At 64.5% G+C, this 24,183-nt stretch carries 23 protein-coding genes and 1 pseudogene; 16 read left to right on the top strand and 8 right to left on the bottom strand.

What is annotated here, in order from left to right; translation table 11 throughout:
- The first annotated feature begins 94 nt into the window (after nt 1-94).
- Nucleotides 95-1,081: a LacI family DNA-binding transcriptional regulator gene (locus tag C2I19_RS12900; protein WP_103903106.1), complete on the top strand. Its 987-nt coding sequence runs from the start codon at nt 95-97 to the stop codon at nt 1,079-1,081.
- A gap of 1 nt (nt 1,082) precedes the next feature.
- Here C2I19_RS12900 and C2I19_RS12895 read toward each other — a convergent pair whose 3' ends face one another.
- The 4 genes and pseudogenes from C2I19_RS12895 to aroA all read right to left on the bottom strand — a co-directional run bounded on the left by C2I19_RS12895 (nt 1,083) and on the right by aroA (nt 3,926).
- Complete coding sequence (locus C2I19_RS12895; protein WP_103903105.1) at nt 1,083-1,628, bottom strand: cytochrome b; 546 nt, start codon at nt 1,626-1,628, stop codon at nt 1,083-1,085.
- Nucleotides 1,629-1,971: 343 nt separating this feature from the next.
- Nucleotides 1,972-2,079: pseudogene (locus C2I19_RS12890) on the bottom strand (IS5/IS1182 family transposase); the annotation flags it as partial.
- A 67-nt stretch (nt 2,080-2,146) separates the two neighbouring features.
- Entirely contained in the window at nt 2,147-2,572 is a 426-nt protein-coding gene (locus C2I19_RS12885) for a pyrophosphohydrolase domain-containing protein (RefSeq protein WP_103903104.1), read from the bottom strand.
- 64 nt (nt 2,573-2,636) lie between these two features.
- Nucleotides 2,637-3,926, bottom strand: coding sequence for a 3-phosphoshikimate 1-carboxyvinyltransferase (gene aroA / locus C2I19_RS12880; protein ID WP_103903103.1), 1,290 nt, complete (start codon nt 3,924-3,926; stop codon nt 2,637-2,639).
- A 181-nt stretch (nt 3,927-4,107) separates the two neighbouring features.
- Between aroA and cmk the strand changes: the two genes are divergently transcribed.
- From cmk to rfaD, 10 genes are all read left to right on the top strand, one after another.
- On the top strand, nt 4,108-4,776 hold the full coding sequence (gene cmk / locus C2I19_RS12875) for a (d)CMP kinase (protein ID WP_103903102.1): 669 nt from the start codon (nt 4,108-4,110) through the stop codon (nt 4,774-4,776).
- A gap of 94 nt (nt 4,777-4,870) precedes the next feature.
- Nucleotides 4,871-6,562: a 30S ribosomal protein S1 gene (gene rpsA / locus C2I19_RS12870; protein WP_103903101.1), complete on the top strand. Its 1,692-nt coding sequence runs from the start codon at nt 4,871-4,873 to the stop codon at nt 6,560-6,562.
- Nucleotides 6,563-6,569: 7 nt separating this feature from the next.
- The gene (locus tag C2I19_RS12865; RefSeq protein WP_103903100.1) at nt 6,570-6,884 is read left to right on the top strand and encodes an integration host factor subunit beta; all 315 of its coding nucleotides are present in this window, start codon (nt 6,570-6,572) and stop codon (nt 6,882-6,884) included.
- Between the two features lie 129 nt (nt 6,885-7,013).
- Nucleotides 7,014-7,307, top strand: a complete 294-nt coding sequence (locus C2I19_RS12860; protein WP_103903099.1) for a LapA family protein — start codon at nt 7,014-7,016, stop codon at nt 7,305-7,307.
- Between the two features lie 56 nt (nt 7,308-7,363).
- A complete protein-coding gene (gene lapB, locus C2I19_RS12855) occupies nt 7,364-8,521 on the top strand; it encodes a lipopolysaccharide assembly protein LapB (protein ID WP_199181166.1) in 1,158 nt (385 codons plus the stop codon).
- A 66-nt stretch (nt 8,522-8,587) separates the two neighbouring features.
- Complete coding sequence (gene pyrF / locus C2I19_RS12850) at nt 8,588-9,331, top strand: orotidine-5'-phosphate decarboxylase (RefSeq protein WP_103903097.1); 744 nt, start codon at nt 8,588-8,590, stop codon at nt 9,329-9,331.
- Nucleotides 9,328-10,647 carry a UDP-glucose dehydrogenase family protein gene (locus C2I19_RS12845; protein WP_103903096.1) on the top strand — a complete coding sequence of 440 codons (1,320 nt, stop codon included), beginning with the start codon at nt 9,328-9,330 and terminating at the stop codon, nt 10,645-10,647. Before pyrF ends, C2I19_RS12845 begins: the two co-directional genes overlap by 4 nt.
- Nucleotides 10,648-10,657: 10 nt before the next feature.
- The gene (gene rfaE1, locus C2I19_RS12840; protein WP_103903095.1) at nt 10,658-11,620 is read left to right on the top strand and encodes a D-glycero-beta-D-manno-heptose-7-phosphate kinase; all 963 of its coding nucleotides are present in this window, start codon (nt 10,658-10,660) and stop codon (nt 11,618-11,620) included.
- A 38-nt stretch (nt 11,621-11,658) separates the two neighbouring features.
- Nucleotides 11,659-12,249: a DUF924 family protein gene (locus tag C2I19_RS12835; RefSeq protein WP_103903094.1), complete on the top strand. Its 591-nt coding sequence runs from the start codon at nt 11,659-11,661 to the stop codon at nt 12,247-12,249.
- 50 nt (nt 12,250-12,299) lie between these two features.
- Entirely contained in the window at nt 12,300-13,301 is a 1,002-nt protein-coding gene (gene rfaD / locus C2I19_RS12830; RefSeq protein ID WP_103903093.1) for an ADP-glyceromanno-heptose 6-epimerase, read from the top strand.
- A gap of 106 nt (nt 13,302-13,407) precedes the next feature.
- On the opposite strand, the gene C2I19_RS12825 is transcribed toward rfaD, so the two are convergent.
- The 4 genes from C2I19_RS12825 to C2I19_RS12810 form a co-directional block, all read right to left on the bottom strand.
- Complete coding sequence (locus tag C2I19_RS12825) at nt 13,408-14,172, bottom strand: FCD domain-containing protein (RefSeq protein ID WP_103903092.1); 765 nt, start codon at nt 14,170-14,172, stop codon at nt 13,408-13,410.
- A 112-nt stretch (nt 14,173-14,284) separates the two neighbouring features.
- On the bottom strand, nt 14,285-15,352 hold the full coding sequence (gene arsB, locus C2I19_RS12820; protein WP_103903091.1) for an ACR3 family arsenite efflux transporter: 1,068 nt from the start codon (nt 15,350-15,352) through the stop codon (nt 14,285-14,287).
- Between the two features lie 9 nt (nt 15,353-15,361).
- Nucleotides 15,362-15,775: an arsenate reductase ArsC gene (locus tag C2I19_RS12815; RefSeq protein ID WP_103903090.1), complete on the bottom strand. Its 414-nt coding sequence runs from the start codon at nt 15,773-15,775 to the stop codon at nt 15,362-15,364.
- The gene (locus C2I19_RS12810) at nt 15,772-16,119 is read right to left on the bottom strand and encodes an ArsR/SmtB family transcription factor (protein ID WP_103903089.1); all 348 of its coding nucleotides are present in this window, start codon (nt 16,117-16,119) and stop codon (nt 15,772-15,774) included. Before C2I19_RS12810 ends, C2I19_RS12815 begins: the two co-directional genes overlap by 4 nt.
- Before the next feature lie 370 nt (nt 16,120-16,489).
- Here C2I19_RS12810 and C2I19_RS12805 point away from each other — a divergent pair, with 370 nt between their 5' ends.
- From C2I19_RS12805 to C2I19_RS12785, 5 genes are all read left to right on the top strand, one after another.
- The gene (locus tag C2I19_RS12805) at nt 16,490-17,233 is read left to right on the top strand and encodes a (Fe-S)-binding protein (RefSeq protein WP_103903088.1); all 744 of its coding nucleotides are present in this window, start codon (nt 16,490-16,492) and stop codon (nt 17,231-17,233) included.
- On the top strand, nt 17,230-17,928 hold the full coding sequence (locus tag C2I19_RS12800; RefSeq protein WP_103903087.1) for a LutC/YkgG family protein: 699 nt from the start codon (nt 17,230-17,232) through the stop codon (nt 17,926-17,928). The genes C2I19_RS12805 and C2I19_RS12800 overlap by 4 nt, the downstream gene beginning before the upstream one ends.
- The gene (locus tag C2I19_RS12795) at nt 17,925-19,382 is read left to right on the top strand and encodes a LutB/LldF family L-lactate oxidation iron-sulfur protein (protein ID WP_103903086.1); all 1,458 of its coding nucleotides are present in this window, start codon (nt 17,925-17,927) and stop codon (nt 19,380-19,382) included. Before C2I19_RS12800 ends, C2I19_RS12795 begins: the two co-directional genes overlap by 4 nt.
- A complete protein-coding gene (locus C2I19_RS12790) occupies nt 19,379-22,195 on the top strand; it encodes an FAD-binding and (Fe-S)-binding domain-containing protein (RefSeq protein ID WP_103903085.1) in 2,817 nt (938 codons plus the stop codon). Before C2I19_RS12795 ends, C2I19_RS12790 begins: the two co-directional genes overlap by 4 nt.
- A gap of 125 nt (nt 22,196-22,320) precedes the next feature.
- Nucleotides 22,321-23,955 carry a lactate permease LctP family transporter gene (locus C2I19_RS12785; RefSeq protein ID WP_103903084.1) on the top strand — a complete coding sequence of 545 codons (1,635 nt, stop codon included), beginning with the start codon at nt 22,321-22,323 and terminating at the stop codon, nt 23,953-23,955.
- Nucleotides 23,956-24,183 lie beyond the last annotated feature (228 nt).

Genomic DNA, 24,183 nt, shown 5'->3' with positions numbered 1-24,183 from the left:
GGTAAGCCGCAGTGGCCATATTCAATATGGTCTTGCCAGCGGCGGCGTGGTGGTGCAGCATCGCCGCTGTCGAGTGAAAACGTTTTCTATCATCATGACTACCAGCATCAAGGATGTGGCGCGCCTGGCCGGTGTGTCGGTGGCCACCGTGTCGCGCGCGCTGGGCGACGGCCCGGTCAGTCCGGCGCTGCGGGCCAAGGTGGAGGCGGCCATCGCCCAGTGCGGCTACCGGCCCAATCTGTCGGCGCGGCGGCTGCGCTCGCAGCATACGCGCACCGTGGGCCTGATCGTGTCCGATATCTGCAACCCCTTCTTCACCGCGGTGAGCCGCGCGGTGGAGGATGTCGCCTATCGGGCCGGCATGCGGGTGATTCTGTGCAACACCGATGAAAATCCGGACAAGGAAGCGATGTATCTGCGCTTGATGCAGGAGGAGCGCGTGAGCGGAGTGATCTTCGCCGCCACTCGCTCCACGGCGGACAGCCTGGATGCCGCGGCGCTGGGCTTCCCGGTGGTGCTGATAGACCGCGCCGGCGCGGCGGCCAGTTGCGACGCGGTGCTGCTGGACAATAGGCGAGCGGCGGCGCAGCTGGTGGCGCACCTGCTGGATAGGGGCTATCGGCGGATAGGCGGCTTGTTCGGCAATACCAGCAGTACCGGCGCGGAGCGCCATGGCGGCTATGTCGAGGCCTTGGGTAAGGCAGGCCTGCCGGCGGCGGCGCGTTTCGTCGCACCCAGCGCGGCGGCGGCGCAGGCTGCGGTGGCGGCGTGGATGGTTGAAGAGGGCGCGCCGGAGGCGCTGATCGCCAGCAACGGCTTGCTATTGCTGGGGGCGGTGAAGGCAGTGCGGGCGGCCGGCATCGCCGTGCCCGAGCGGCTGGCGCTGGCGGGTTTCGACAACGACAGCTGGACCGAGCTGGCCGAACCGGGCATGACGGTGATAGAGCAGCCGGTGGACGATATCGGCCGCGAGGCGATGGAGATGCTGCTGGAGCGGCTGCGGCAGCCGGAGCGGCCGCCGCGCAAGGTGGTGCTGGCGGGCAGACTGGTGGCGCGCGGCTCGAGCGCGCCGCGCGCTTGAGTCAGCGCAGCGGACCGACCATCCGGGTGACGGTGTCGTCCTTGACGATGGCGTGGTGCCAAACGGCCGCGGCCGCATGCAGGATGCTCAGCCACAGCAGAATGTTCCCCAGCAGCTCGTGAACCTCTTTGAGCTGCTTGCCCAGGGCTGGGTCGGTGGGCAGCAGGGCGGGCAAGGCAAGGCCAAGGAAAGCGACTTCGCGGCCTGCCGCCTGGATGAAGGCGATGCCGAGCAAGGGCAGCGCCAGCATCAGCGCGTACAGCGCCCAGTGGCCGGCGTGGGCCAGCAAGGCCATCAGCGGGCTGGGCGCGGGCGTGATGGCGGGCGGCGGATTGCCCAGCCGCCAAGCAAGTCGGGGCAATACCAGCAGCAGAACGATCAGCCCGGCCTGGATATGGGAATAGCTCAGCGCGCCGCGAGTGGCGCTGCCTTTGGGAAAGAAGCCTTTGAGTTCGATGAGGACCAGCGCGGCGATCACGGCCAGCGCGCACAGCCAGTGCAAGGCGCGGGCGACGCGGCCATAGCTTAGTTGGGAATTGCGCAGCATGTCGGCTCCTGTCTGGGTTGACGATGAGCCAAGCTTAGCGCGTCAAGCTTAAGTCGGTCTTAATGCAAGGCAAGCCCATTGCCTTTCTTTCGCTGGGTTTGGGGGATCAATTTCTTGGAAGGTAGAGGGTAGGGTCTCCGCATTGGACATCATAATGGCGCAAGCCCAAGAAGCTGGGATCGCACATCTTCATCCCAGACAGCGCCTTGTGCTTGACCCGCATGCTCATCTTGCCGTTCTGCCCATCGGCGGCGGACGCGCCGGAGTCGGAATGATCTTTTTGAGCAAAGGCGCGGTTGCATATATCCGGGACAGGGCGAGTTTCCCCTTTCTCCCGACAGATTTATGCCACAGCCACCGTGCATGGACGGCCCCGCATGCTGAAGCGGTTCAAGATGGCAGCGCGCACTTGCCGCTCTGCCACTTGGCCATCGAATGACCGGTTACGGACACCTCGAGGTTTTTCGAGGCATCCTGGCGTTTGCATCGGTGTGCCTGAGCGGAGAGCCTGCGAGGCCTTAGCTGCGGCTTTGGGCCTGCCGGATCACGCCCTGCTTGTCGGCTGGCTGCCAGCCTTCCGGCTTCAATACCTTGCCGTCTGCGCGGCGAACTACCTTGCCGTCCACGCATTTGCGCAGATTGGCTTCATGTATGGTTTCGCACATCGTTTCCAGCGGCAGGCCTTGCGAGAGCAAGAGGCCGCACACCACGTTCAGCACGTCCACCGCCTCGGCGGTTAGTTCGGCGCGGCTTTGCAGCTGTTGCTCGGGAGATTGCGCGGGCAGTTCGCGGTAATCGGCCAGCGCTTGACGCAGCTCGGCCAGCTCTTCGTCCAGCATGGTTTGCCACATCGCCAGTTGTTCGGGCTGGAATTCGGGGCGGGAGGGGGAGGGGATGTCGAAGCGCCGCATGAAGTCGCGGCGCATCTCGAACAGATTGCTCATCGATAGACTCCTGTGTAATGCCTATATTGTGGAGTCTATCGATTAATTCATCAATATATGGTGTTTACTGCGCTTGCAGCGCGGCCAATGCCTGGAAGTAATCCGGGAAGGTCTTGGCTACGCATTTTGGATCGTTGATGATGACCGGCGCGCCCAACAGCGAAACCAGCGAGAAGCACATCGCCATGCGGTGGTCGTCGTAGGTGTCGATCTCGGCGTCCGGCGTCAGCGCGGCCGGCGGGGTGACGCGGATATAGTCCGGGCCTTCCTCCACCAGGGCGCCGACTTTGCGCAGCTCGGCAGCCATCGCCGACAGGCGGTCGGTTTCCTTCACCCGCCAGCTGGCGATATTGCGCAGCGTGGTGGTGCCTTCCGCGGCCAACGCGGCCACGGCCAGCGTCATCGCCGCGTCCGGGATGTGGTTGCAGTCCAGGTCTATGGCCTTGAGCTTGCCTTCCATGCGGGCTTCTATCCAGTTGTCGCCGCGGCTCACCGTCGCGCCCATCAACTCCAGCGCCTCGGCGAAGCGCACGTCGCCCTGGATGCTGGCCTGGCCCACGCCTTCCACGCGCACCGGGCCGCCGGCCAGCGCGCCGGCCGCCAGGAAGTAGGAAGCGCTGGAGGCGTCGCCTTCGACGAAGACCTCGCCCGGAGAAATGTAGTGCTGGCCGCCCGGAATGATGAAGCGTTGCCAGCCTTCGCGCTGCACGCGCACGCCGAAGCGCGCCATCAGGTTCAGCGTGATTTCGATATAAGGCTTGGAGATCAGTTCGCCGGCCACTTCTATCTCGGCTTGCTCGCCGGTCAGCGGCAGCGCCATCAGGAGGGCGGTCAGGAACTGGCTGGATACGTCGCCCTTGACGCGGATGGGTTCGGCGCAGCGGACTTGCGCCGGCTTGATGGCCAGCGGCGGGAAGCCGGGCTGGCCAAGGTACTCGATGTGAGCGCCGGCGGCGTTCAGCGCGTCGGCCAGGTCGCCGATAGGGCGTTCGTGCATGCGCGGCACGCCGGACAATTGATAATGGCCGTCCATCAGCGCCAGGGCGGCGGTCAGCGGACGGAAGGCGGTGCCGGCGTTGCCGAGGAACAAATCGGCGTTCTTGACCGGGAATGCGCCGCCGCAGCCGTGCACGCGGAAATCGCGACTGTCGCCTTGCTGTTCTATCTTCACCCCCAACAGTTTCAGCGCCGCCAGCATGTGGCGGATGTCGTCCGAATCCAGCAGGTCGCGCACCAGAGTGCTGCCGCCGGACAGCGCGGCCAGCAGCAGGGTGCGGTTGGAAATGCTCTTGGAGCCGGGAAGCTTGATCGAGCCGGATAGGCGCGTGCAGGGAAGCAGGTGCAATTGTTCCATGGGTTTTCTGAAGTTGTGCGCAGTGGACGGAGTGAGGGGACACTGTAACCGGGCTGACCGATCGCGCGCAATCGTCTACGGTTTTCGCATGGCGGGGCGGCATGCGTTACAATGCGCGGTTTGGCCGTCCCGGCAGCAAGGGACGGCGGCTTGAAGATTCGCAGACAGGATTGAAAACGTCATGACAGTTCCGGTGATAACCATCGACGGCCCTTCGGCCTCCGGCAAGGGCACGGTGGCGGCCCTGGTGGCCGACCGCCTGGGTTTCCACTATCTGGATTCGGGCTCGTTGTATCGTCTGTTGGCGCTGTTCGCGCGCCGCCATGGCATAGCCTGGGATGACGAAGCGGAGCTGGCCGAAGCGGCCGCGAACCTGCCGGTGGAGTTTTCCGATGGCGCGGTGTGGCTGGAAGGCAACGATGTCAGCGCGGACATCCGCGCGGAGGAAATCGGCATAGGCGCGTCCAAGGTGGGCGCGCTGCCGGAGGTGCGCGAGGCGCTGTTGCAGCGCCAGCGGGATTTCTGGCTGGCGCCGGGTCTGGTGACCGATGGCCGCGACATGGGGTCGGTGGTGTTTCCGGATGCGACTTTGAAGATTTTTTTGACGGCCAGCGCGGACGAACGCGCCAGTCGCCGTCATAAGCAGTTGATCGGCAAGGGGGAATCTGCTAATCTTCCCCGAATTATGCAGGACATTATCGATCGGGACGCGCGCGATGCCGCCCGGCCGGTAGCGCCGCTGCGCCAGGAGCCGGACGCCTTATTGCTCGATACCACGGAGCTGACCATAGACCAGGCGGTCGACAAGGTACTCGTGTGGTTTGAGGAAAGACAGGTTTCCGGCCATTGATTTTTTTAAGCGGCCGTTTTGCTGCAATGCAAAACGGCCGTGTGTTCAACCCTAACCCCGCACGCCGTGAGGCGTGCAACCGAGAGTACGCTTGATGACTACCCTCTCCATGGAAAACTTCGCCCAGCTGTTTGAAGAAAGCTTGACCCTGCACGACATGCGTGTGGGCGAAGTGATCACTGCCGAAGTTGTGGCTGTTGATTCCAACTTTGTTACCGTGAACGCCGGCCTGAAGTCCGAGTCCCTGATTCCGGCCGAAGAATTCAAGAACGACCAAGGCGTGGTCGAAGTTGCCATCGGCGACTTCGTGACCGTCGCTATCGACGCGCTGGAAAACGGCTTCGGCGAGACCAAGCTGTCCCGCGAAAAAGCCAAGCGCATGGCCGCCTGGGTTGAGCTGGAAGAAGCGCTGGAAGCCGGCACCATCCTGTCCGGTCTGATCAGCGGCAAGGTGAAGGGCGGCCTGACCGTCATGGTCAACGGCATCCGCGCCTTCCTGCCGGGTTCCCTGGTCGACGTGCGTCCGGTGAAAGACACCACCCCGTACGAAAACAAGCAGATCGAGTTCAAGGTTATCAAGCTGGATCGCAAGCGCAACAACGTCGTGGTTTCCCGCCGCTCCGTGCTGGAAGAAACCTTGGGCGAAGAGCGCAAGGCTCTGCTGGAAACCCTGAAAGAGGGCGCCGTCATCAAGGGTATCGTCAAGAACATCACCGACTACGGTGCGTTCGTTGACCTGGGCGGCATCGATGGCCTGCTGCACATCACCGACCTGGCATGGCGCCGCGTGAAGCACCCGTCCGAAGTTCTGGCCGTGGGCGACGAAGTGGAAGCCAAGGTACTGAAGTTCGACCAAGAGAAGAACCGCGTATCCCTGGGTCTGAAGCAGCTGGGCGAAGATCCGTGGGTGGGCCTGTCCCGCCGCTACCCGTCCGGCACCCGTCTGTTCGGCAAGGTGACCAACCTGACCGACTACGGCGCGTTCGTGGAAATCGAACAAGGCATCGAAGGCCTGGTGCACGTGTCCGAAATGGACTGGACCAACAAGAACGTACACCCGTCCAAGGTGGTTCAAGTTGGCGACGAAGTGGAAGTCATGATCCTGGAAATCGACGAAGACCGTCGTCGTATCTCCCTGGGCATGAAGCAGTGCCTGGCCAACCCGTGGAACGAGTTCGCCGACAACTTCCACAAGGGCGACAAGCTGAAGGGTGCGATCAAGTCCATCACCGACTTCGGCGTGTTCGTTGGCCTGCCGGGCGGCATCGACGGCCTGGTTCACCTGTCCGACCTGTCCTGGAACGAAGCTGGCGAAGAAGCCGTGCGCAAGTTCAAGAAGGGCGACGAGGTTGAAGCCGTTGTTCTGTCCATCGACGTGGAAAAAGAACGCATCTCCCTGGGCATCAAGCAGATGGAAGGCGATCCGTTCAACAACTTCGTTGCTATGAACGACAAGGGCGCTCTGGTTAAGGGCACCGTGAAGTCCGTTGACGCCAAGGGCGCCGTTATCGCTCTGGATACCGACGTTGAAGGCTACCTGCGCGCTTCCGAACTGTCCCGCGACCGCGTGGAAGACGCTCGCTCCATCCTGAAGGATGGCGATGCCGTTGAGGCTGTGATCGTTGCCGTGGATCGCAAGTCCCGCAACATCAGCCTGTCCATCAAGGCTAAGGACGCTCAGGAAGACAACGCTGCGATGAAGAACCTGTCCGTTGACAGCGCTTCCGCCGGCACCACCAACCTGGGTGCCCTGCTGAAGGCTAAACTGTCCGGCTCCAACGAGTAATAGCGTCATGACCAAATCTGAGCTGATTGCTAGGCTGTCCGAGAGACTCGCCGAGCGCAATTCTCAGTTGGTCTACAAAGATGCTGAGTTGGCCGTCAAGACCATTCTGGACGCGATGGCCAACAACCTGGCTCAGGGTAGCCGCATCGAGATTCGCGGTTTCGGTAGCTTCGATCTGAACTACCGTCCGCCGCGCGTCGGCCGCAACCCGAAGTCGGGCACCAGCGTCTCGGTTCCTGAGAAATACGTGCCTCATTTCAAGGCCGGCAAGGAATTGCGCGAACGCGTGGACCTTTCCCTGATGGAACAGGTTCAGGCCTGATAGCAGTTTTCCGGTTTTGTGTCGAAAAGCGCCGCTTATTGCGGCGCTTTTTTCGTTTTGTCCGTCGGGCTTGGGTTGTGGCCGGCTATCGTTTAAAATTGCACTCCGGCAAACTCATCGAGCGAAACCATGCGATATTTGTTGCGTATCGTCGAACTGGCGCTGCTGCTGCTGCTGGTCGCCATTACCGTGCAAAACAGCCATGCTGTCGAATTCAAACTGTTCTTCGGCCAATCCTGGTCGGCGCCGCTCATCGTATTCCTGCTGCTGTTCTTTGTGGCCGGAGCGATCGTAGGTCTGCTGGCCACCTTCAGCTTCTATCTGAAAACCCGCCGCGAATTGTCGCAACTCAAGAAAGAGCTGCGCAATCGTCCGCCTGCCCACAAGGTCGTCAGCGATCCCAGCGACGCGCTGGCTGATTGAATTTTCCTGCCGGGCCGCGTCCGCGGGCCGGGCTATTTATCCCGAAAGGATTGCTGTTGGAACTTGATTTGTGGTGGCTGCTGCTGTTTCCGGCCTTTTTCGGACTCGGCTGGTTTGCCGCGCGCGTCGACATGCGCACAGTGCTGAAACAGGCGAAATCGGTGCCGACTTCCTATTTCCGCGGCCTGGACGCGCTGGTTGAAGACAAGACCGATGTCGCGGCGCAAGCCTTGGCTGAAGTGGCGCGCCAACAGGGGGCGGCGCTGGAACTGCAGCATATCCTGGGCAAACTCTACCGCAAGCGCGGCGAGAACGACCGCGCCATCCGGCTGCATCAGCAAATGCTGGACTCGTCGGATCTGCCGGGCGAGCAGCGCGACCAGGTGCGCAATGAGCTGGCGCAGGACTTCCGCAAGGCGGGCCTGGTGGATCGCGCGGAGGAAATCCTGCTGAAGCTGCTGGACGGCAATATGGGGCTGGCGGCGCGTCGGCAGCTGCTGGACATCTACCAGCAGGACCGCGACTGGCAGAAGGCGATTGAGACGGCGCGCGAGCTGCGCAGCGACGCCCACTCCTTCCAGCATGAGGTGGCGCAGTTTTATTGCGAACTGGCCCAGGGCGAGTTGTACAAGTCTAGTTACGCGCAGGCCAGGCAGTATGTGGCGGAAGCCATCGCCGCCAATCGAAAGTGCGTGCGCGCCAGCCTGATCCTGGGCGACATCGAATTCGCCGAAGGCAATGCCGACGCCGCCATCGCGGCCTGGCAGGGCATAGAAAAGCAGAATTACGAATACCTGGCCATGGCCGCCGAGCGCCTGTTCGACGCTTATGAAAAGCAGGGCAGGCCGCTGGAGGGCATCGCGCTGCTGCGCGGCTACCAGCGCACTTTCCCGCAACTGGAATTGACCGATCTCTTGTACCAGAAAATCGCCACCTATGAGGGCGAGGCCAAGGCGCTGGAAGGCGTGCGCGAGGCAGTGTACGCGCGGCCCAGCCTGGCCGGCGTGTATCGGATGATAGAGGCGCAGATGGACGAGCTGTCGCCTGAGGGCCGCATGGACGCGGAGGTGGCGCGCGCGCTGATACTCAAGCACTCGCAACGCCTGAGCGTGCATCGCTGCAAGTGCTGCAACTTCCGTTCCCGCGCTTTCTTCTGGCATTGCCCGGCTTGCGGCGAGTGGGAAAGCTTTACCGCCAACCGCTCGGAAGCCTGATAACGATTGACGCATCGCGTCGCCGGCGCAGACCGGCGCGCGCCAGAAACAGAATATGGAGCATTGATGAATCCTTTGATTGCAAACGCGGACGCGCGCGAGACCTCGCCGGTTGTCGTGGCGTTGGATTTCGACAACGCCGACGCCGCGCTGAAGTTCGCCAGCCAGCTGGATCCGGCCGAGTGCCGCCTGAAAGTGGGCAAGGAATTGTTCACCTCCAGCGGCCGCCATCTGGTCGAGGCGCTGGCGGCGCGTGGTTTCCAAGTCTTCCTGGACATGAAGTTCCACGATATCCCGAACACGGTCGCCCACGCCTGCAAGGCCGCGGCGGAGGCCGGCGTCTGGATGGTCAATGTGCACGCTTCCGGCGGCCGCCGCATGATGGAGGCCGCGCGCGAGGCGCTGGCCGGCTACAGCCAGCGGCCTTTGCTGATCGCGGTGACGGTGCTGACCAGCATGGAAGCGTCCGATCTGGCCGAGATCGGCATTGCCGCCTCGCCCGAGCAGCATGTGCTGCGCCTGGCGACCTTGACGCGAGACTGCGGCCTGGACGGCGTGGTGTGCTCGGCGCAGGAGGCCGCCATGCTGAAACAGGCGCTGGGCCGCGATTTCAAGCTGGTGACGCCGGGCATCCGGCTGGCCGAGGGCGGCAATGACGACCAGCGCCGCGTGATGACGCCGCTGGCCGCGCTGGAGGCGGGCTCCGATTACCTGGTGATCGGCCGCTCCATCACCGGCTCCGCCGATCCCTTGGCGACGCTGCGCGCGATCAATCAGGACATTCAGGGCTACCGGATCAAGCAATTATGAAAATCACAGTCATTGGCTCCGGTTACGTAGGCCTGGTGACGGGCACCTGTCTGGCCGAGACCGGCTATCACGTGTGTTGTCTGGATGTGGATCCGCGCAAGATCGAAATCCTGCAGAGCGGCGGCATCCCCATTTTCGAGCCCGGCCTGGAGGACATGGTCAAGCGCAATGTGGCCGCCGGCCGCCTGCATTTCACCACCGATGTGGCGGAATCAGTCGCCTTCGGCGAGGTGCAGTTCATCGCCGTCGGCACGCCGCCGGACGAGGATGGCTCGGCCGACCTGCAATACGTGCTGGCCGCGGCGCGCAATATCGCCCGCCACATGACGGAATACCGCGTGGTGGTGGACAAGTCCACCGTGCCGGTGGGCACGGCCGATCGCGTGCGGGCGGTCATCGCCGATGAGCTGGCGGCGCGCGGCGCAGACATCGCGTTCAGCGTGGTGTCGAACCCGGAATTCCTGAAGGAAGGCGCGGCGATCGAGGACTTCATGCGGCCGGACCGCGTGGTGGTGGGCGTGGACGATGAGCGCGCGGCAGAGATCATGCGCCGCCTGTACAAGCCGTTCCAGCGCAACCACGAGCGCGTGCTGCTGATGGACGTGCGCTCGGCCGAGCTGACCAAGTACGCGGCCAACGCCATGCTGGCCACGCGCATTTCCTTCATGAACGAACTGGCCAATCTGGCCGAGACCATGGGCGCCGACATCGAACAGGTACGGCTGGGCATGGGCTCGGACCCGCGCATCGGCTATCACTTCCTGTACCCTGGCGTGGGCTATGGCGGCTCCTGCTTCCCCAAGGACGTCAAGGCGCTGGTGCAGACCGCCAAGGAAAACGGCCATGCGTTGCGCGTGCTGACCGCGGTGGAGGAGGCCAACGAGGTGCAGAAGCTGCGCCTGGTCGAGAAGGTGGTGTCCCATTTCGGCGAGGATTTGTCCGGACGCCGCTTCGCCTTGTGGGGCCTGGCGTTCAAGCCCAATACCGACGATATGCGCGAAGCGCCCAGCCGCGTGATCGCGGAAGCGTTGACCCGGCGCGGCGCGACTCTCGCCGCCTTCGACCCGGTGGCCTCGCATGAGGCGCAACGCGTCATGACCGGCATGCAGGGCATCAGCTTCGTCGACGACATGATGGGTGCGCTGGACAATGCCGACGCGCTGCTGATCGTCACGGAGTGGAAGATGTTCCGCGCGCCGGACTTCGAGGCGATCCGCAAGAGTTTGAAGCAGCCGCTGATTTTCGACGGCCGCAATATGTATGAACCGGCCTGGCTGCGCGAACAAGGTTTCGACTACCACGCCATCGGCCGTTGAAAGAGCAATCATGGGTGTAATGCAAGACCTGGGGCTGAACGCCGCCGAGTTGGCGAGCAAGCTGGCGGGCGCCCGCGTGCTGGTGGTGGGCGATGTGATGCTGGATCGTTACTGGTTTGGCGATGTGTCGCGGATTTCGCCGGAAGCGCCGGTGCCGGTGGCCAAGATCGCCCGCAGCGAGGAGCGCGCCGGCGGCGCGGCCAATGTGGCGCGCAATATCGCCGGGTTGGGCGGCAAGGCCAGCATCTTGTCCGTGGTGGGGAACGACGAAGCGGCCGACGCGCTGGAAGCGCTGCTGGTGCGCGACGGCATCGCCACCTCGTTCAAGCGCGACGCCAACATCTCCACCACGGTGAAGCTGCGCGTGGTGGCGCGGCAGCAGCAACTGATCCGGCTGGATTTCGAAGACGCGCCCAGCCATGAAATCCTGGCGGACAAGCTGCAGGAATTCTCTGATATTGTCGCGAAGCACGATGTGGTGATCCTGTCCGACTACGGCAAGGGCGGGCTGACCCACGTCGCGGAGATGATCCGCCTGGCGCGCGCGGCCGGCAAGCCGGTGCTGATAGACCCCAAGGGCGACGACTACAGCAAATACGCCGGCGCCACCTTGCTGACGCCGAACCGCAGCGAATTCCGCCAGGTGGCGGGCAGCTGGAAGGACGAGGCCGCGCTGACGGCCAAGGCGCAGGCCCTGCGCGAGGCGCTGAAGCTGGACGCCTTGCTGGTGACGCGCAGCGAAGAGGGCATGACCTTGTTCCGGACCGAGGGCGCGCTGCACCAGCCTACGCTGGCGCGCGAAGTGTACGACGTGTCCGGCGCAGGCGACACGGTGATAGGCACGCTGGGACTGGCGCTGGCCGCCGGCCTGAGCATGCCGGTGGCGATGAGCCTGGCCAATGCCGCCGCCGGCGTGGTGGTGGGCAAGCTAGGCACCGCCGTATGCAGCCAGCAGGAGCTGCTGGCCTTGTAATTCATTCGCGCCATCGCGGCGCGCCAAGGGAGGCGAAGATGGCGAAGTTGACGGCTGAGCGGGTGGACGCGGTGTTGCGCTTCTGGTTTGGCGGCAGCGACGAGGCCTGCCTGAACACGGCGCGCGGCGCATGGTTCGCCAGGGACGAGGCGTTTGACGACGCCATCCGCCGCCAGTTTTTGGACGACTGGCAGCAGTTGGAGCGCGGCGAGCTGGACATGGATGTTACAGACGCCAAGGCCGCGCTGGCCTGGCTGCTCATCGCGGACCAGTTTCCGCGCAATCTGTTCCGCGGCGAGGCTAGGGCTTTCGCCAGTGACGCCAGGGCGCGCGCAGGGGCGCGGCTGGCGCGGGAGAGCGGGCTGGACCGCCGCTTGCCGCCGGTGGCGCGCGTATTCGCCTATCTGCCGTTCGAGCACAGCGAAGATCTGGCGGACCAACAGTGGTCGGTCCAGCTGTTTTCCGAGCTGGCGGCCGAATTGCCGGACAGCGGCTATCTGGATTATGCCCGGCGCCACCTGGACGTGATCGCCGAGTTCGGCCGCTTCCCGCATCGCAACGCGGCGCTGGGCAGAACCAGCACCGCGGCGGAGTTGTCTTATTTGGCTCGCCCCGGCGCGGGCTTCTGAATCAATATTACTGCCCGGACCCCGCGGTCCCGGCCGAACAAGGATTAAACATGACTATCGTCGTCACCGGCGCCGCCGGCCTCATCGGCTCCAATCTGGTCAAGGGTTTGAACCAGCGCGGCATCACCGACATCCTCGCCGTGGACAATCTGAGCCATGGCGACAAGTTCCATAATCTGGTCGATTGCGAAATCGCGCATTACCTCGACAAGCATGAATTCCTGCACCTGCTGCTGGATGGCGAGTACGAGGGCGAGTTTACCGCCATCCTGCACCAGGGCGCGTGTTCGGACACGATGAACCACGACGGCAAGTACATGATGGACAATAACTACCAGTACACGCTGGCCTTGTTCGATTATTGCCAACATGAGGAAATCCAGTTCCTGTACGCGTCCAGCGCCGCCACTTACGGCAAGGGCACCGTGTTCAAGGAGGAGCGCCAGCACGAGGGCCCGTTGAATGTCTATGGCTATTCCAAGTTCCAGTTCGACCAGGTGTTGCGCCGCCGCATGAAGGAAGGCCTGAGCGCGCAGGCGGTGGGCTTCCGTTATTTCAACGTCTACGGTCCGCGCGAGCAGCACAAGGGCCGCATGGCTTCCGTCGCCTTCCACCATTTCAACCAATACCGCGAGCACGGCAAGGTCAAGTTGTTCGGCGGCTGGGACGGCTGGGGCGATGGCATGCAGAGCCGCGACTTCGTTTCGGTGGAGGACGTGGTCAAGGTCAATCTGCATTTCCTGGACCATCCGGAAAAGAGCGGCATCTTCAATCTGGGCAGCGGCCGCTCGCAGCCGTTCAACGATGTGGCCGAGGCCACGGTCAACGCCTGCCGACGCCATGAGGGCAAGCCGGCGCTGACGCTGGCCGAGATGGCGCAGCAGGGCATAGTCGAATACATTCCCTTCCCGGACGCGCTGAAGGGCAAGTACCAGAGCTTCACTCAAGCCGACATCGCCAAACTGCGCGAGGCCGGTTACCAGGAGCCCATGCTGTCAGTCAGCGAGGGCGTAAGCCGCTATGTGGACTGGCTGATGGATCGCCAGGGCTGATCGCCGGCGTCGTCCAAAGGATGAGGCAAGGGCCGCGCCGTCGCGAGACGGGGCGGCCCTTGGCATTCTGGCGCGGCGGGCGGCGCCGATTGTCGTCGGCGCGGCTTCAGGCGTTGTCCTGTTGCAGGCGCAGACGGGCGCGGGCGTCGCGCTCGGCTTGCAGCTGCTGGTTTTGCAGGGTATCGGCGACAAAATCTATGTGTTTCTCCGCGGCCAGCCGCGCCGCGTCCGGCTGGCGGTCCCGTATGGCCTGCCAGATCGCCAGATGCTGTTCGCGCAGCGCCTCCGCCACCTTGCCGACGGCGAACAGATTGGCGATATTGTCTTTGACGTGGCGCTGCAGCATGGCCAGTAGGCTGCCGGACAAGTGGGCGAACAGCACATTGTGCGAGGCCTCGGCCACGGCCTGATGGAATTCGACATCGGCTTGCGCCTGCTCGGCCAGATCTCCGCCGCGATAGGCCTGCTGCAGCCGGTCCACGCAGCGTTGCAGCCGCTCCAGATCGGCCGGCGTGGCGCGGCTGGCGGCGCAGCGCGCCACCGTGCCCTCCAGCACGCGGCGGAATTCGAGCACGTCGTCGTGCAGCTCCACGTGCTGGTTCAGCAAGGTTTCCCACGGATCGGAAAACGCGGTTTCCAGCCTGTCCGTCACCCAGGTGCCGCCGCCCTGGCGGCTGGACAGCAGGCCGCGCGAGGCCAGCTGCTGGATGGCCTCGCGCAGCGATGGCCGCGACACCCCGAACTCCTCGGCCAATTGTCTTTCAGGCGGGAGCCGGTCGCCAGGCTTGAGCACGCCGTCGAGGATGCGTTTTTCGAGTTGCTGCACGATCACATCGGACAGCTTGGGCAAAGTGACTTTGGGATAGGCCATGGAGTAAGCGTCGCAAATCGGCGGAGTATTGGTCAGACCAGATGCGCAAGCATAGCAGAGCGTTGGCGAGATTGTCCCTGGCTATGCGTCATCCGGGGCGCGGGCGCGCTTGTCAGCGCTCGTACCACGCCTTGCTCGCATTGACCGCCTTGACCACCAGCAACATGGCAGGCACTTCAATCAGCACGCCCACTACGGTGGCAAGGGCGGCGCCAGAGTGGAAACCGAACAGGCTGATGGCTGCGGCGACGGCCAGCTCGAAGAAGTTGGACGCGCCTATCAGCGCCGATGGGCAAGCCACGCTGTGTTTCTCGCCGGCCTTCTTGTTCAGCCAGTAAGCCAGCGCCGAGTTGAAAAACACCTGGATCAGGATGGGCACGGCCAATAGCGCGATCACCAGCGGCTGGCGCAGGATGGCCTCGCCTTGGAAGGCGAACAGCAGCACCAGCGTCGCCAGCAACGCGCTCATCGACCATGGGCCGATCCTGGCCATGGCGGCGTCGAAGGCGGCCTGGCCCCGGTTCAGCAGCGCCTTGCGCCAGGCTTGGGCCAGGATCACCGGGATCAGGATGTAGAGCATGACCGAGGCCAGCAGCGTATCCCAGGGCACGGCGATGGCGGAGATGCCCAGCAGCAGGCCGACCAGCGGCGCGAAGGCGAACAGCATGATGGCGTCGTTCAGCGCGACCTGGGACAGCGTGAACAGCGGGTCGCCGCCGCTCAGCCGGCTCCAGACGAAGACCATGGCGGTGCAGGGCGCGGCGGCCAGCAGGATCAGGCCGGCGATATAGCTGTCCAGCTGCTCGGCCGGCAGCCAGGGCGCGAACAACTGGCGGATGAACAGCCAGCCAAGCAGCGCCATTGAGAACGGCTTGACCAGCCAGTTGACGAACAGGGTGACGGTGATGCCGCGGACATGCTGTTTCACCTCATGCAGCGCGCCGAAGTCCACCTTCATCAGCATGGGGATGATCATCACCCAGATCAGCAGACCCACCGGCAGATTGACGCGGGCGATCTCCAGCCGGCCTATGGCGTGGAATAGGCCGGGCGCCCATTGGCCCGCGGCGATGCCGGCCGCGATGCACAACAGCACCCACACTGTCAGATAGCGTTCGAACAGGCCCATGGCGGGACCGCGCGCGACGGACTGGATCGCCGTGTTTTGTTGCGTGCTCATGCGTTCTCCTTAAATTCCCAAGGCTTCGCGCACTGCAGGCACCAGCCGGGCGCGGATGTCGTCGCGTACGTGGATGAAACTGTCCAGCAGCTCGCCGTGAGGGTCGTGGAAGCCGACATGGATGCGTTTGACCGGGCGGGGGAAGACGGGGCAGCTTTCCCTGGCCTTGTCGCAGACGCTGACCACCAGATCGATGTCCTCGTTCATCACGGCCTCCACATCCTTGGGATGCAAACCGTCGGTGGGCAAGCCGATCAGCCGCAAGGCCTCAATCGCGCCATTGGCGACTTGGGTCTGCGGCTCGGTGCCGGCGGAGAGCGCGCGCGCCAAGCCCGCCAGCTCATGGTTGAGGATGGCTTCGCCCATCTGCGAGCGGCAGGAATTGCCGGTGCACAGCACCAGCACGGTTTTCAGTTGGCTCATGGCCGGGAGTCTCCGTCATGGGGTTGGGGCGCGCAGCAGGAGGTTTGCGGCAGGCAGGGTTCGCCCTGGCAACAATTGCGAGTCAGGAAGCCGATCAGCGCGTCCATCGCGCCGTATTCGGCGGAGTAGCGGATGAAGCGGCTCTCGCGCTCGCCCTTGACCAGGCCGACGCGGCTCAGGTGCGACAGGTGGAAGGACAGCGTGGCGGCGGGCAGGCCCAGCGCTTCGGCGATGGCGCTGGCGATCAGCCCATCCGGGCCGGCTTCGACCAGCAGGCGGTAGATGGCCAGCCTGGACTCATGCCCCAGGGCGGCCAAGCGTTCGGCGGCGGTTAAAGTATCCATATTTCCATTATTATGGAAATATGGATGTGTGGCCAGAGTTTCATGCGAATCCTTTCAAGCCGCGAACGAAATGATGGATTTCACTCGGCGCATCAAGCATGCGCGCATCGGTCGCGGTCATCGTCTTGCATGGCCGGTTTGGCCGCATTGACGCGGCTATCTTTCCGGATGCGCTTTCCCGTTTTCGCCAAAAAACCACAAGGCCGAGCTCGGCGCGATTCCGTGAGCTTCATGGGCTGCGGCGTGAGCGGGTGATGACAGGCGCGCAACGGTATGCATCGTCAGCGCTTGTCATATTGACGGATTCAAGCATTCACTCTAAAGTGGTTTTTATAAGAATAATTGGTCTTACCAATTTACAAAGGAAGCCATGAAGACGCCTGCCGACGTTTACCTGTTCGGCACCTGTCTGCTCGACCTGTTCCTGCCGGAAGCTGGCCTAGACGCCATCGCCCTGCTGGAAGGCTTGGGCGTGCTGGTGCATTTCCCTCAGGCCCAAAGCTGCTGCGGCCAGCCGGCCTATACCAGCGGCCACCCCAAGGAGGCGCTGGCCGTGGCGCGCGCGCAGCTGGCCTGTTTCCCGGAAGCCTGGCCCATCGTGGTGCCGTCCGGTTCCTGCGGCGGCATGATCCAGCATCACTGGCCCAAGCTGTTCGCCGGCGAGGCGGATGAAATGGAAGCTTGCGCCATCGCCGCGCGGGTGGTGGAGTTTTCCGATTTCCTGCTCAACCATCTGGACTGGCGGCCGCAAGATCTGGGCGCGCCGGTCAAAGTGGCGGTGCATACCTCCTGCTCGGCGCGGCGCGAGATGAATGTGCACAAGAGCAGCTGGGCGCTAGTCGACAGGCTGCAAAACGTCGAACGCGTGGTGCATGATCATGAATCCGAGTGCTGCGGCTTCGGCGGCACTTTCTCCATCAAGCATCCGGACATCGCCGGCGCGATGGTGGCCGACAAGGCCCAATCGCTGCAGGATAGCGGCGCGGTGGAGTTCGTCACCGCGGACGGCGGCTGCCTGCTCAATATCAACGGCAAGCTGGGGCAGTGCGGCAGCGGCTTCCAGGGCCGCCACCTGGCCAGCTTTCTGCTGGAGCGCACCGGAGGCAAGCGATGAGCGCGCGCGCCTCCATCTTGCAAAAATTGCGCGCCGCGCCGAGGCAAGAGCGCGCGCGGCCCGATCTGGCCGGTCATTTCCAGCGCTTTGCCAGCCTGGACGATGAAGTCGCTCGCCTGCGCCACTGGGCGGCGATGATGCGCGCGGTGAAAACCGACATCCTGTGGACGCGCGAGGCGGAGTGGGACGCGGCGCTGGCCGATTGGCTGGCCGCGCATCCGCAAGATTCGCTGCTGTTGTCCGACACGGCGCATGGCCGGCGACTGGCGCAGCGCCTGCAGGGCGCCGCGGACGCGCCGCGCATCGTCTGCTTCGACCGCGAGGTGGATGGCTGGAAGGCGGAGCTGTTCGACATCGCCGCCGGTTTCACGTCTGTCCGCTGCGGCATCGCCGCCACCGGCACGCTGGCGCTGTGGCCGGATGAGGCCGAGCCGCGGACGATGAGCCTGGTTCCGCCCTTGCACATCGCCTTGTTCGACGCCGCCACGCTGTACTCGGATTTTTACTCGGCGATGAAGGGCGAGAATTGGTCCGCCGGCATGCCCACCAACGCGCTGCTGATCTCCGGCCCCTCTAAGACCGCCGATATCCAGCAAACGCTGGCTTACGGCGCGCACGGCCCGCGCGAGCTGCTGGTGCTGGCCGTGCTGCCGCCGCACATCGCCATCCATGACGTGGAAGGAGCAGGGCGATGAGCGAGAGCAAGATCACCGTTTATCCGTCGCGCGCCTTCAAGGACAACGCCAAGCTGGCGCTGACGGATGGCAAGCTGCGGCAAAGCCTGCGTGGTTCCATGGACTTTTTGATGGCCAAGCGGCTGGTGGCGTTTCCGGACGAGGCGGAGCTGTCCGCGCTGCGCACGCTGGGCGAGGGCATACGCCAGCGCTGTTTGTCCCGGCTGCCGGAACTGCTGGAAAAACTGGAAGACAAGCTCACGGCAAACGGCGTGAAAGTGCATTGGGCGGAGACGGCTGAGGACGCCAATCGCATCATCCATGGCATCGTCGCCGGCAGGCAGGGCAAGCTGATGGTCAAGGGCAAGTCCATGGTCAGCGAGGAGGTCGAGCTCAACCATTACCTGGCCGAGCAGGGCGTGGAGGCGGTGGAGAGCGATATGGGCGAGTACATCGTCCAGCTGGCGGGCGAGAAACCCACCCACATCATCATGCCGGCCATCCACAAGACCAAGCAGGACATCGCCCAGCTGTTCCATGAGCAACTGCCGGACACGCCGTATACCGAGGACGTGGACGCTCTGATCCAGATCGGCCGCCGCGTGCTGCGCCGCAAGTTTCTGGAAGCCGATGTCGGCCTGTCCGGCGTCAACTTCGCCGTGGCCGAAACCGGCACGCTGTGCCTGGTGGAAAACGAGGGCAACGGCCGCATGTGCACCACGGTGCCGGACGTTCACATCGCCATCACCGGCATCGAGAAGGTGGTGGAAAAGCTGGAAGACGTGGTCCCGCTGTACAGCCTGCTCACCCGCTCCGCCATCGGCCAGCCCATCACCACCTACTTCAATATGATCAGCAGCCCGCGCAAGCCGGGCGAAAAGGACGGCCCGCGCGAGGTGCATCTGGTGCTGCTGGACAACGGCCGCAGCCAGGCTTACGCCGACGAGCAGCTGCGCAAGACGCTGCAATGCATACGCTGTGGCGCCTGCATGAACCATTGCCCGGTCTACACCCGCATCGGCGGGCATGCCTACGGCACGACGTATCCGGGACCGATAGGCGAGATCATTTCGCCGCATTTGATGGGGCTGGAAAACACCCGCGACCTGCCGACGGCGTCCAGCCTGTGCGGCGCTTGCGGCGAGGTGTGCCCGGTGCGGATTCCGATTCCGGAAATGCTGATGCGGCTGCGCGAGGAAAGCCAGCGGCCGGCCAGCGAGCGGGTGGCGCACCCGCTGCGCGGCCAGGGCGCGGCGGCCGGCGGCGCGGAAAGCCTGGCCTGGAAGGGCTGGCGGCTGGTCCATGCCTCGCCAAACCTATATAGGCTATTCGGCTGGGCGGCCACGCGCTTGCGCAAGCACGCGCCCAAGAACCAGCTGGGCTGGACGCAGAACCATCTGCCGCTGACGCCGGCGCCCAAGACGCTGCATGAGCTGCTGCGCGAACGCGAAGCGAACAAGGGGAAGTCCGCATGAGTCCGGCCCATCAAGCGTTTCTGCAAGACCTGCGCCGCGTCATGCCGGACAAGCGCATCTGCACGGACCCGTTGTCCACCCTGGCCTACGGCACCGACGCCAGTTTCTACCGCTTGCGGCCGCAGATTGTCGCCAAAGTGGAAAACGAGGCCGAAGTGGCCGGGCTGCTGCGGCTGGCGCGCCAACATCAGGTGGCAGTTACCTTCCGCGCCGCCGGCAGCAGCCTGTCCGGCCAGGCGGTCAGCGATTCGGTGCTGGCGGTGCTGGGCGATGGTTTCAATCGCGGCGAGGTGCTGGACGGCGGCGAACGCATCCGGCTGGCGCCCGGCATGATAGGCGCGCACGCCAACGCCATGCTGGCGCCGTATGGCCGCAAGATCGGCCCCGATCCGGCATCGATCAATACCGCCAAGATAGGCGGCATCGCCGCCAACAACTCCAGCGGCATGTGCTGCGGCACCCGCGACAACAGTTACCACACCCTGCAGGCGCTGCGGGTGCTGCTGTTGGACGGCGCCGTGCTGGACACCGCCGATGCGGCCAGCGTGGCGGCGTTCCGTGAATCTCGCGCCGACTTGCTCGACGGTTTGGCAAGGCTGTCACGCGAGCTGTCCGGCGATCCCGAACTTGCGGCGCGGGTGCGCCGCAAGTACCGGCTGAAGAACACCACCGGCTATGGCATCAACGCGCTGCTGGATTTCGCCGATCCGGTGGACATGCTGGCCCACTTGATGATCGGCTCCGAAGGCACGCTGGGCTTCATTTCCGAGATTACCTTCCATACTGTGGCCGAGCATCCGCACAAGGCGTCGGCGCTGGTGTTGTTCGACGAACTGGACGCCTGTTGCCATGCGGTGTCGGCCCTGAGCGCGGCGCGCGACGCCGGCGGCGTGTCGGCGGTGGAACTGATAGACAGCCGCAGCATCCGCGCGGTGCAGGGCAAGCCGGGGCTGCCGGATTTCCTGCATCAGCCGGTGGGGCCGGCTAGCGCCTGCTTGCTGATCGAGCTGCGGGCAGAAAGCGAAGCCAGGCTGGGCGAGCATTCAGCGGCTATCGAGCAGCTTCTGGCCGGCTTCTTCCCCAAAGTCTCCAGCGGCTTCAGCCGCGACGCGCGCGAGTGCGAAACCTACTGGGCCTTGCGCAAGGGCCTGTTCCCGGCGGTGGGGGCGGCGCGGGCGGTGGGGACCACGGTGGTGATAGAGGATGTGGCTTTCCCTATCGCGCAATTGGCCGACGGCGTGGCCAGGCTGACCGCGCTGTTCGACAAGCACGGCTATGGCGAGGCGCTGTTGTTCGGCCATGCGCTGGACGGCAATCTGCATTTCGTATTCGCGCCCGGCTTTGAAAGCCCGGCTGAAGTCAGCCGCTACGATGCCTTCATGCAGGACGTGAGCGATCTGGTGGCCGGCGAATACGACGGCTCGCTGAAGGCCGAGCACGGCACCGGCCGCAATGTGGCGCCCTTTGTGCGCCAGGAGTGGGGCGACGCCGCCTGGCACATCATGCGGCGCATCAAGGCCTTGTTCGATCCAGACGGCCTGCTTAATCCCGGCGTGATCATCACCGACAACGACAGGCTGCACTTGGAAAACCTCAAGCCCATGCCGGCGGCGGACGAGCTGGTGGACCGCTGCACCGAATGCGGCTTTTGCGAGCCGGCCTGTCCCTCGCACGGTTTGACGCTGAGCCCGCGCCAGCGCGTGGCCAGTTGGCGGCGCATCCGCCAATTGGAGCGCGACGGCGGCGGCGCGGCGGAGCTGGCGGCTTTGAAAGCCGGCTACCGCTACCGCGCCATCGACACCTGCGCCGCCACCGGCATGTGCGCCACGCGCTGCCCGGTGGGCATCAACACCGGCTTGCTGATGAAAAAGCTGCAGGGCCCGAGCCGGCGTCCCGCCTTGGCCGGCTTCGCCGCGCGGCATATGAAATGGATGACGGCGGCGGCGCGGACTGGCCTGCGGCTGGCCCATCTGGCCGGCGCGCGGCGCTTGAACGCGATGACGCGCCGCCAGCCGGGCGAGCGCAAGGTCATTCCATTGGTTCCGGCGTCTCTGCCGCGCGCCGCCGCGCCGCTGCCCCAAGCGGGCGGCGAGGGCGAACCGGTGGTGCTGTTCGTCAGCTGCGTCAACCGTACGCTGGCGGAAGGCGAGGGCGGCGAATCTGTCGCCGTCCATACGCTGAATCTGTTGCGCCGCGCCGGTTTCGCGCCGGTCTATCCGCCCGGCCATGACAGCCTGTGCTGCGGCCAGCCTTTCGCCTCGGCCAACGCGGCCGGCGCTCTGGCCAGCAGCCAGGCTTCGTTGAATGACGCCCTGTTGCAAGCGAGCGGACAGGGCCGCCATCCGGTTTACCTCGACAACAGCCCGTGCGCGGCGCGGGTCAAGCAGGCGCAGGCCGAGGGCTTGCTTGACGGCAGGCTGCGACTGTTCGACGCCGCCGGCTTCCTGGCGGAAAAGGTCCTGCCCAGGCTGGAAATCGCGCAGCGCCTGCCGCAGTTAGCCCTGCACATCCCCTGCAGCGCCACCGCCATGGGCGCGGCGGGCAGTCTGAAGCGCCTGGCCGCCAGCTGCTGCGAGGAGTTGACCGTGCCGGACATCGCTTGTTGCGGCTTCGCCGGCGACAAGGGCTTCACCGTGCCGGAGCTGAACGCCCACAGCCTGAGGAGATTGAAACCCGCTTTGCCGGATAGCTGTCGCCACGGCGTATCGATGAGCCGCACCTGCCAGATCGGCCTGACCGAGCACGGCGGCATTCCGTACCGCAGCATCGAGGCGCTGCTGGATTTTTGCACCACCCCAAACGGCCCGTCATGAAGGCCGCCTTTTCAACGCTGAAGTCAACCTAAGAAACGCCTGCCTGCCCCGCCATGCCGAAACGATTCCGTTGATCGGCAGGGGAGCGGCTGCGCCGGCGAAACCCGAATGAGGAGAAGCTGAGCATGCATGAAATCTGGACCCAGCAGTACTTTCCATCCGGCGGCCTCGCGCTGTCGGCCTTGATGGCCGCGTTGCCCATCGTCTTTTTCTTCGTCGCGCTGGCGGTGCTGCGGCTGAAGGGCCACGTCGCCGGCACCTTGACGGTGCTGATCGCGCTGGCGGTGGCCATCCTGTTCTACGGCATGCCCGCCAAGATGGCGCTGGCGGCGGCGGCCTTCGGTTTCGGCTACGGCCTGTGGCCCATCGCCTGGATCATCATCGCCGCCGTGTTCCTGTACAAGATCACGGTCAAGACCGGCCAGTTCGACATCATCCGCGCTTCGGTGCTGTCGGTGACCGAGGACCAGCGACTGCAGATGCTGCTGGTGGGTTTCTCCTTCGGCGCCTTCCTGGAGGGCGCGGCCGGTTTCGGCGCGCCAGTGGCCATCACCGCAGCCTTGCTGGTGGGGCTGGGTTTCAATCCCTTGTACGCGGCCGGGTTGTGCCTGATCGCCAATACCGCGCCGGTGGCCTTCGGCGCCATGGGGATACCGATCATCGTGGCCGGGCAGGTGACGGGGCTGGACCCGTTCCTGATCGGCGCCAAGGCCGGCCATCAGCTGCCCATCTTGTCGGTGATCGTGCCGTTCTGGCTGGTCATGATGATGGATGGCCTCAAGGGCGTGCGCCAGACCTGGCCGGCCATTCTGGTGGCCGGGGTGTCGTTCGCGGTCACCCAGTTTTTCACCTCCAACTACATCGGACCGGAGCTGCCGGACATCACCTCGGCCCTGGTCAGCCTGATCTGCCTGACACTGTTCCTGAAGGTTTGGCAGCCCAGTGAAATCTTCACTTTCCATGGCCGCCGCGCGCCGTCCGCGCGCCAGGCCAGCGGTTTCTCCATGGCCCAGATCGCCCGCGCCTGGAGCCCGTTTTTGATCCTGACCGCGCTGGTGACGGTGTGGAGCGTCAAGCCGTTCAAGGCCTTGTTTGGAAAGGGCGGGGCGCTGGAGGGGTGGGTGTGGAAGCTGCATGTGCCGGGGCTGGACAAACTGGTGCTCAAGACCGCGCCCATCGTCGCCAAGGACGCGCCTTACGAGGCCTTGTACAAGCTGGACTTCGTGTCCGCCGTCGGCAGCGCCATCTTCTTGGCCGCGCTGCTGTCCATGGCCTTGCTGAAGTTTCGCCCGGCAGACGGCGCGCGCGCGTTTGGCGAGACGCTGATGGAGCTGCGCCGGCCCATCCTGTCCATCGGCATGGTGCTGGCCTTCGCCTTCGTCGCCAATTATTCCGGCATGTCCAGCACGCTGGCGCTGTGTCTGGCCAATACCGGGCAGGCTTTCCCGTTCTTCTCGCCGTTTTTGGGCTGGCTGGGCGTGTTCCTGACCGGATCCGACACCTCGTCCAATGCCCTGTTCTCCGCCCTGCAGGCGGCCACCGCGCACCAGCTGGGCGTGTCGGACGTGCTGTTGGTGGCGGCCAACACCACCGGCGGCGTCACCGGCAAGATGATCTCGCCTCAGTCCATCGCCGTGGCCTGCGCCGCGGTAGGCTTGATCGGAAAGGAGGCGGATCTGTTCCGTTTCACGCTGAAGCACAGCCTGATCTTTTGCAGCTTCGTGGGCGGCCTGACCTGGCTGATGGCGCAGATGGGGTAGGGCGGATGCCCCGCTTGAGGGGCATCCGCTGCGCGGCTGCTCGGCCTATCCACCCCCCCTGCTGGCGGGCATGGCCTGGCAGTCCGCCCGACCGCGCTACGAACTGCCCCCTCTCCCCAACCCCTCTCCCGCCAGGGGAGAGGGGCTTTTCAGCTAGGCCGCGGACCTGAGGCTGCCTGTCTATTCGGCAAGACTCTCTCACCCTGGCAACCCATTCCCGCTCCGGCG

The sequence above is a fragment of the Chromobacterium alticapitis genome (assembly GCF_002924365.1).
In the GTDB taxonomy this organism is placed as follows: Bacteria; Pseudomonadota; Gammaproteobacteria; order Burkholderiales; family Chromobacteriaceae; genus Chromobacterium; species Chromobacterium alticapitis.
The sequence above is the reverse complement of the archived record's forward strand: the minus strand, read 5'-3'. Positions and strand labels throughout refer to the sequence as shown.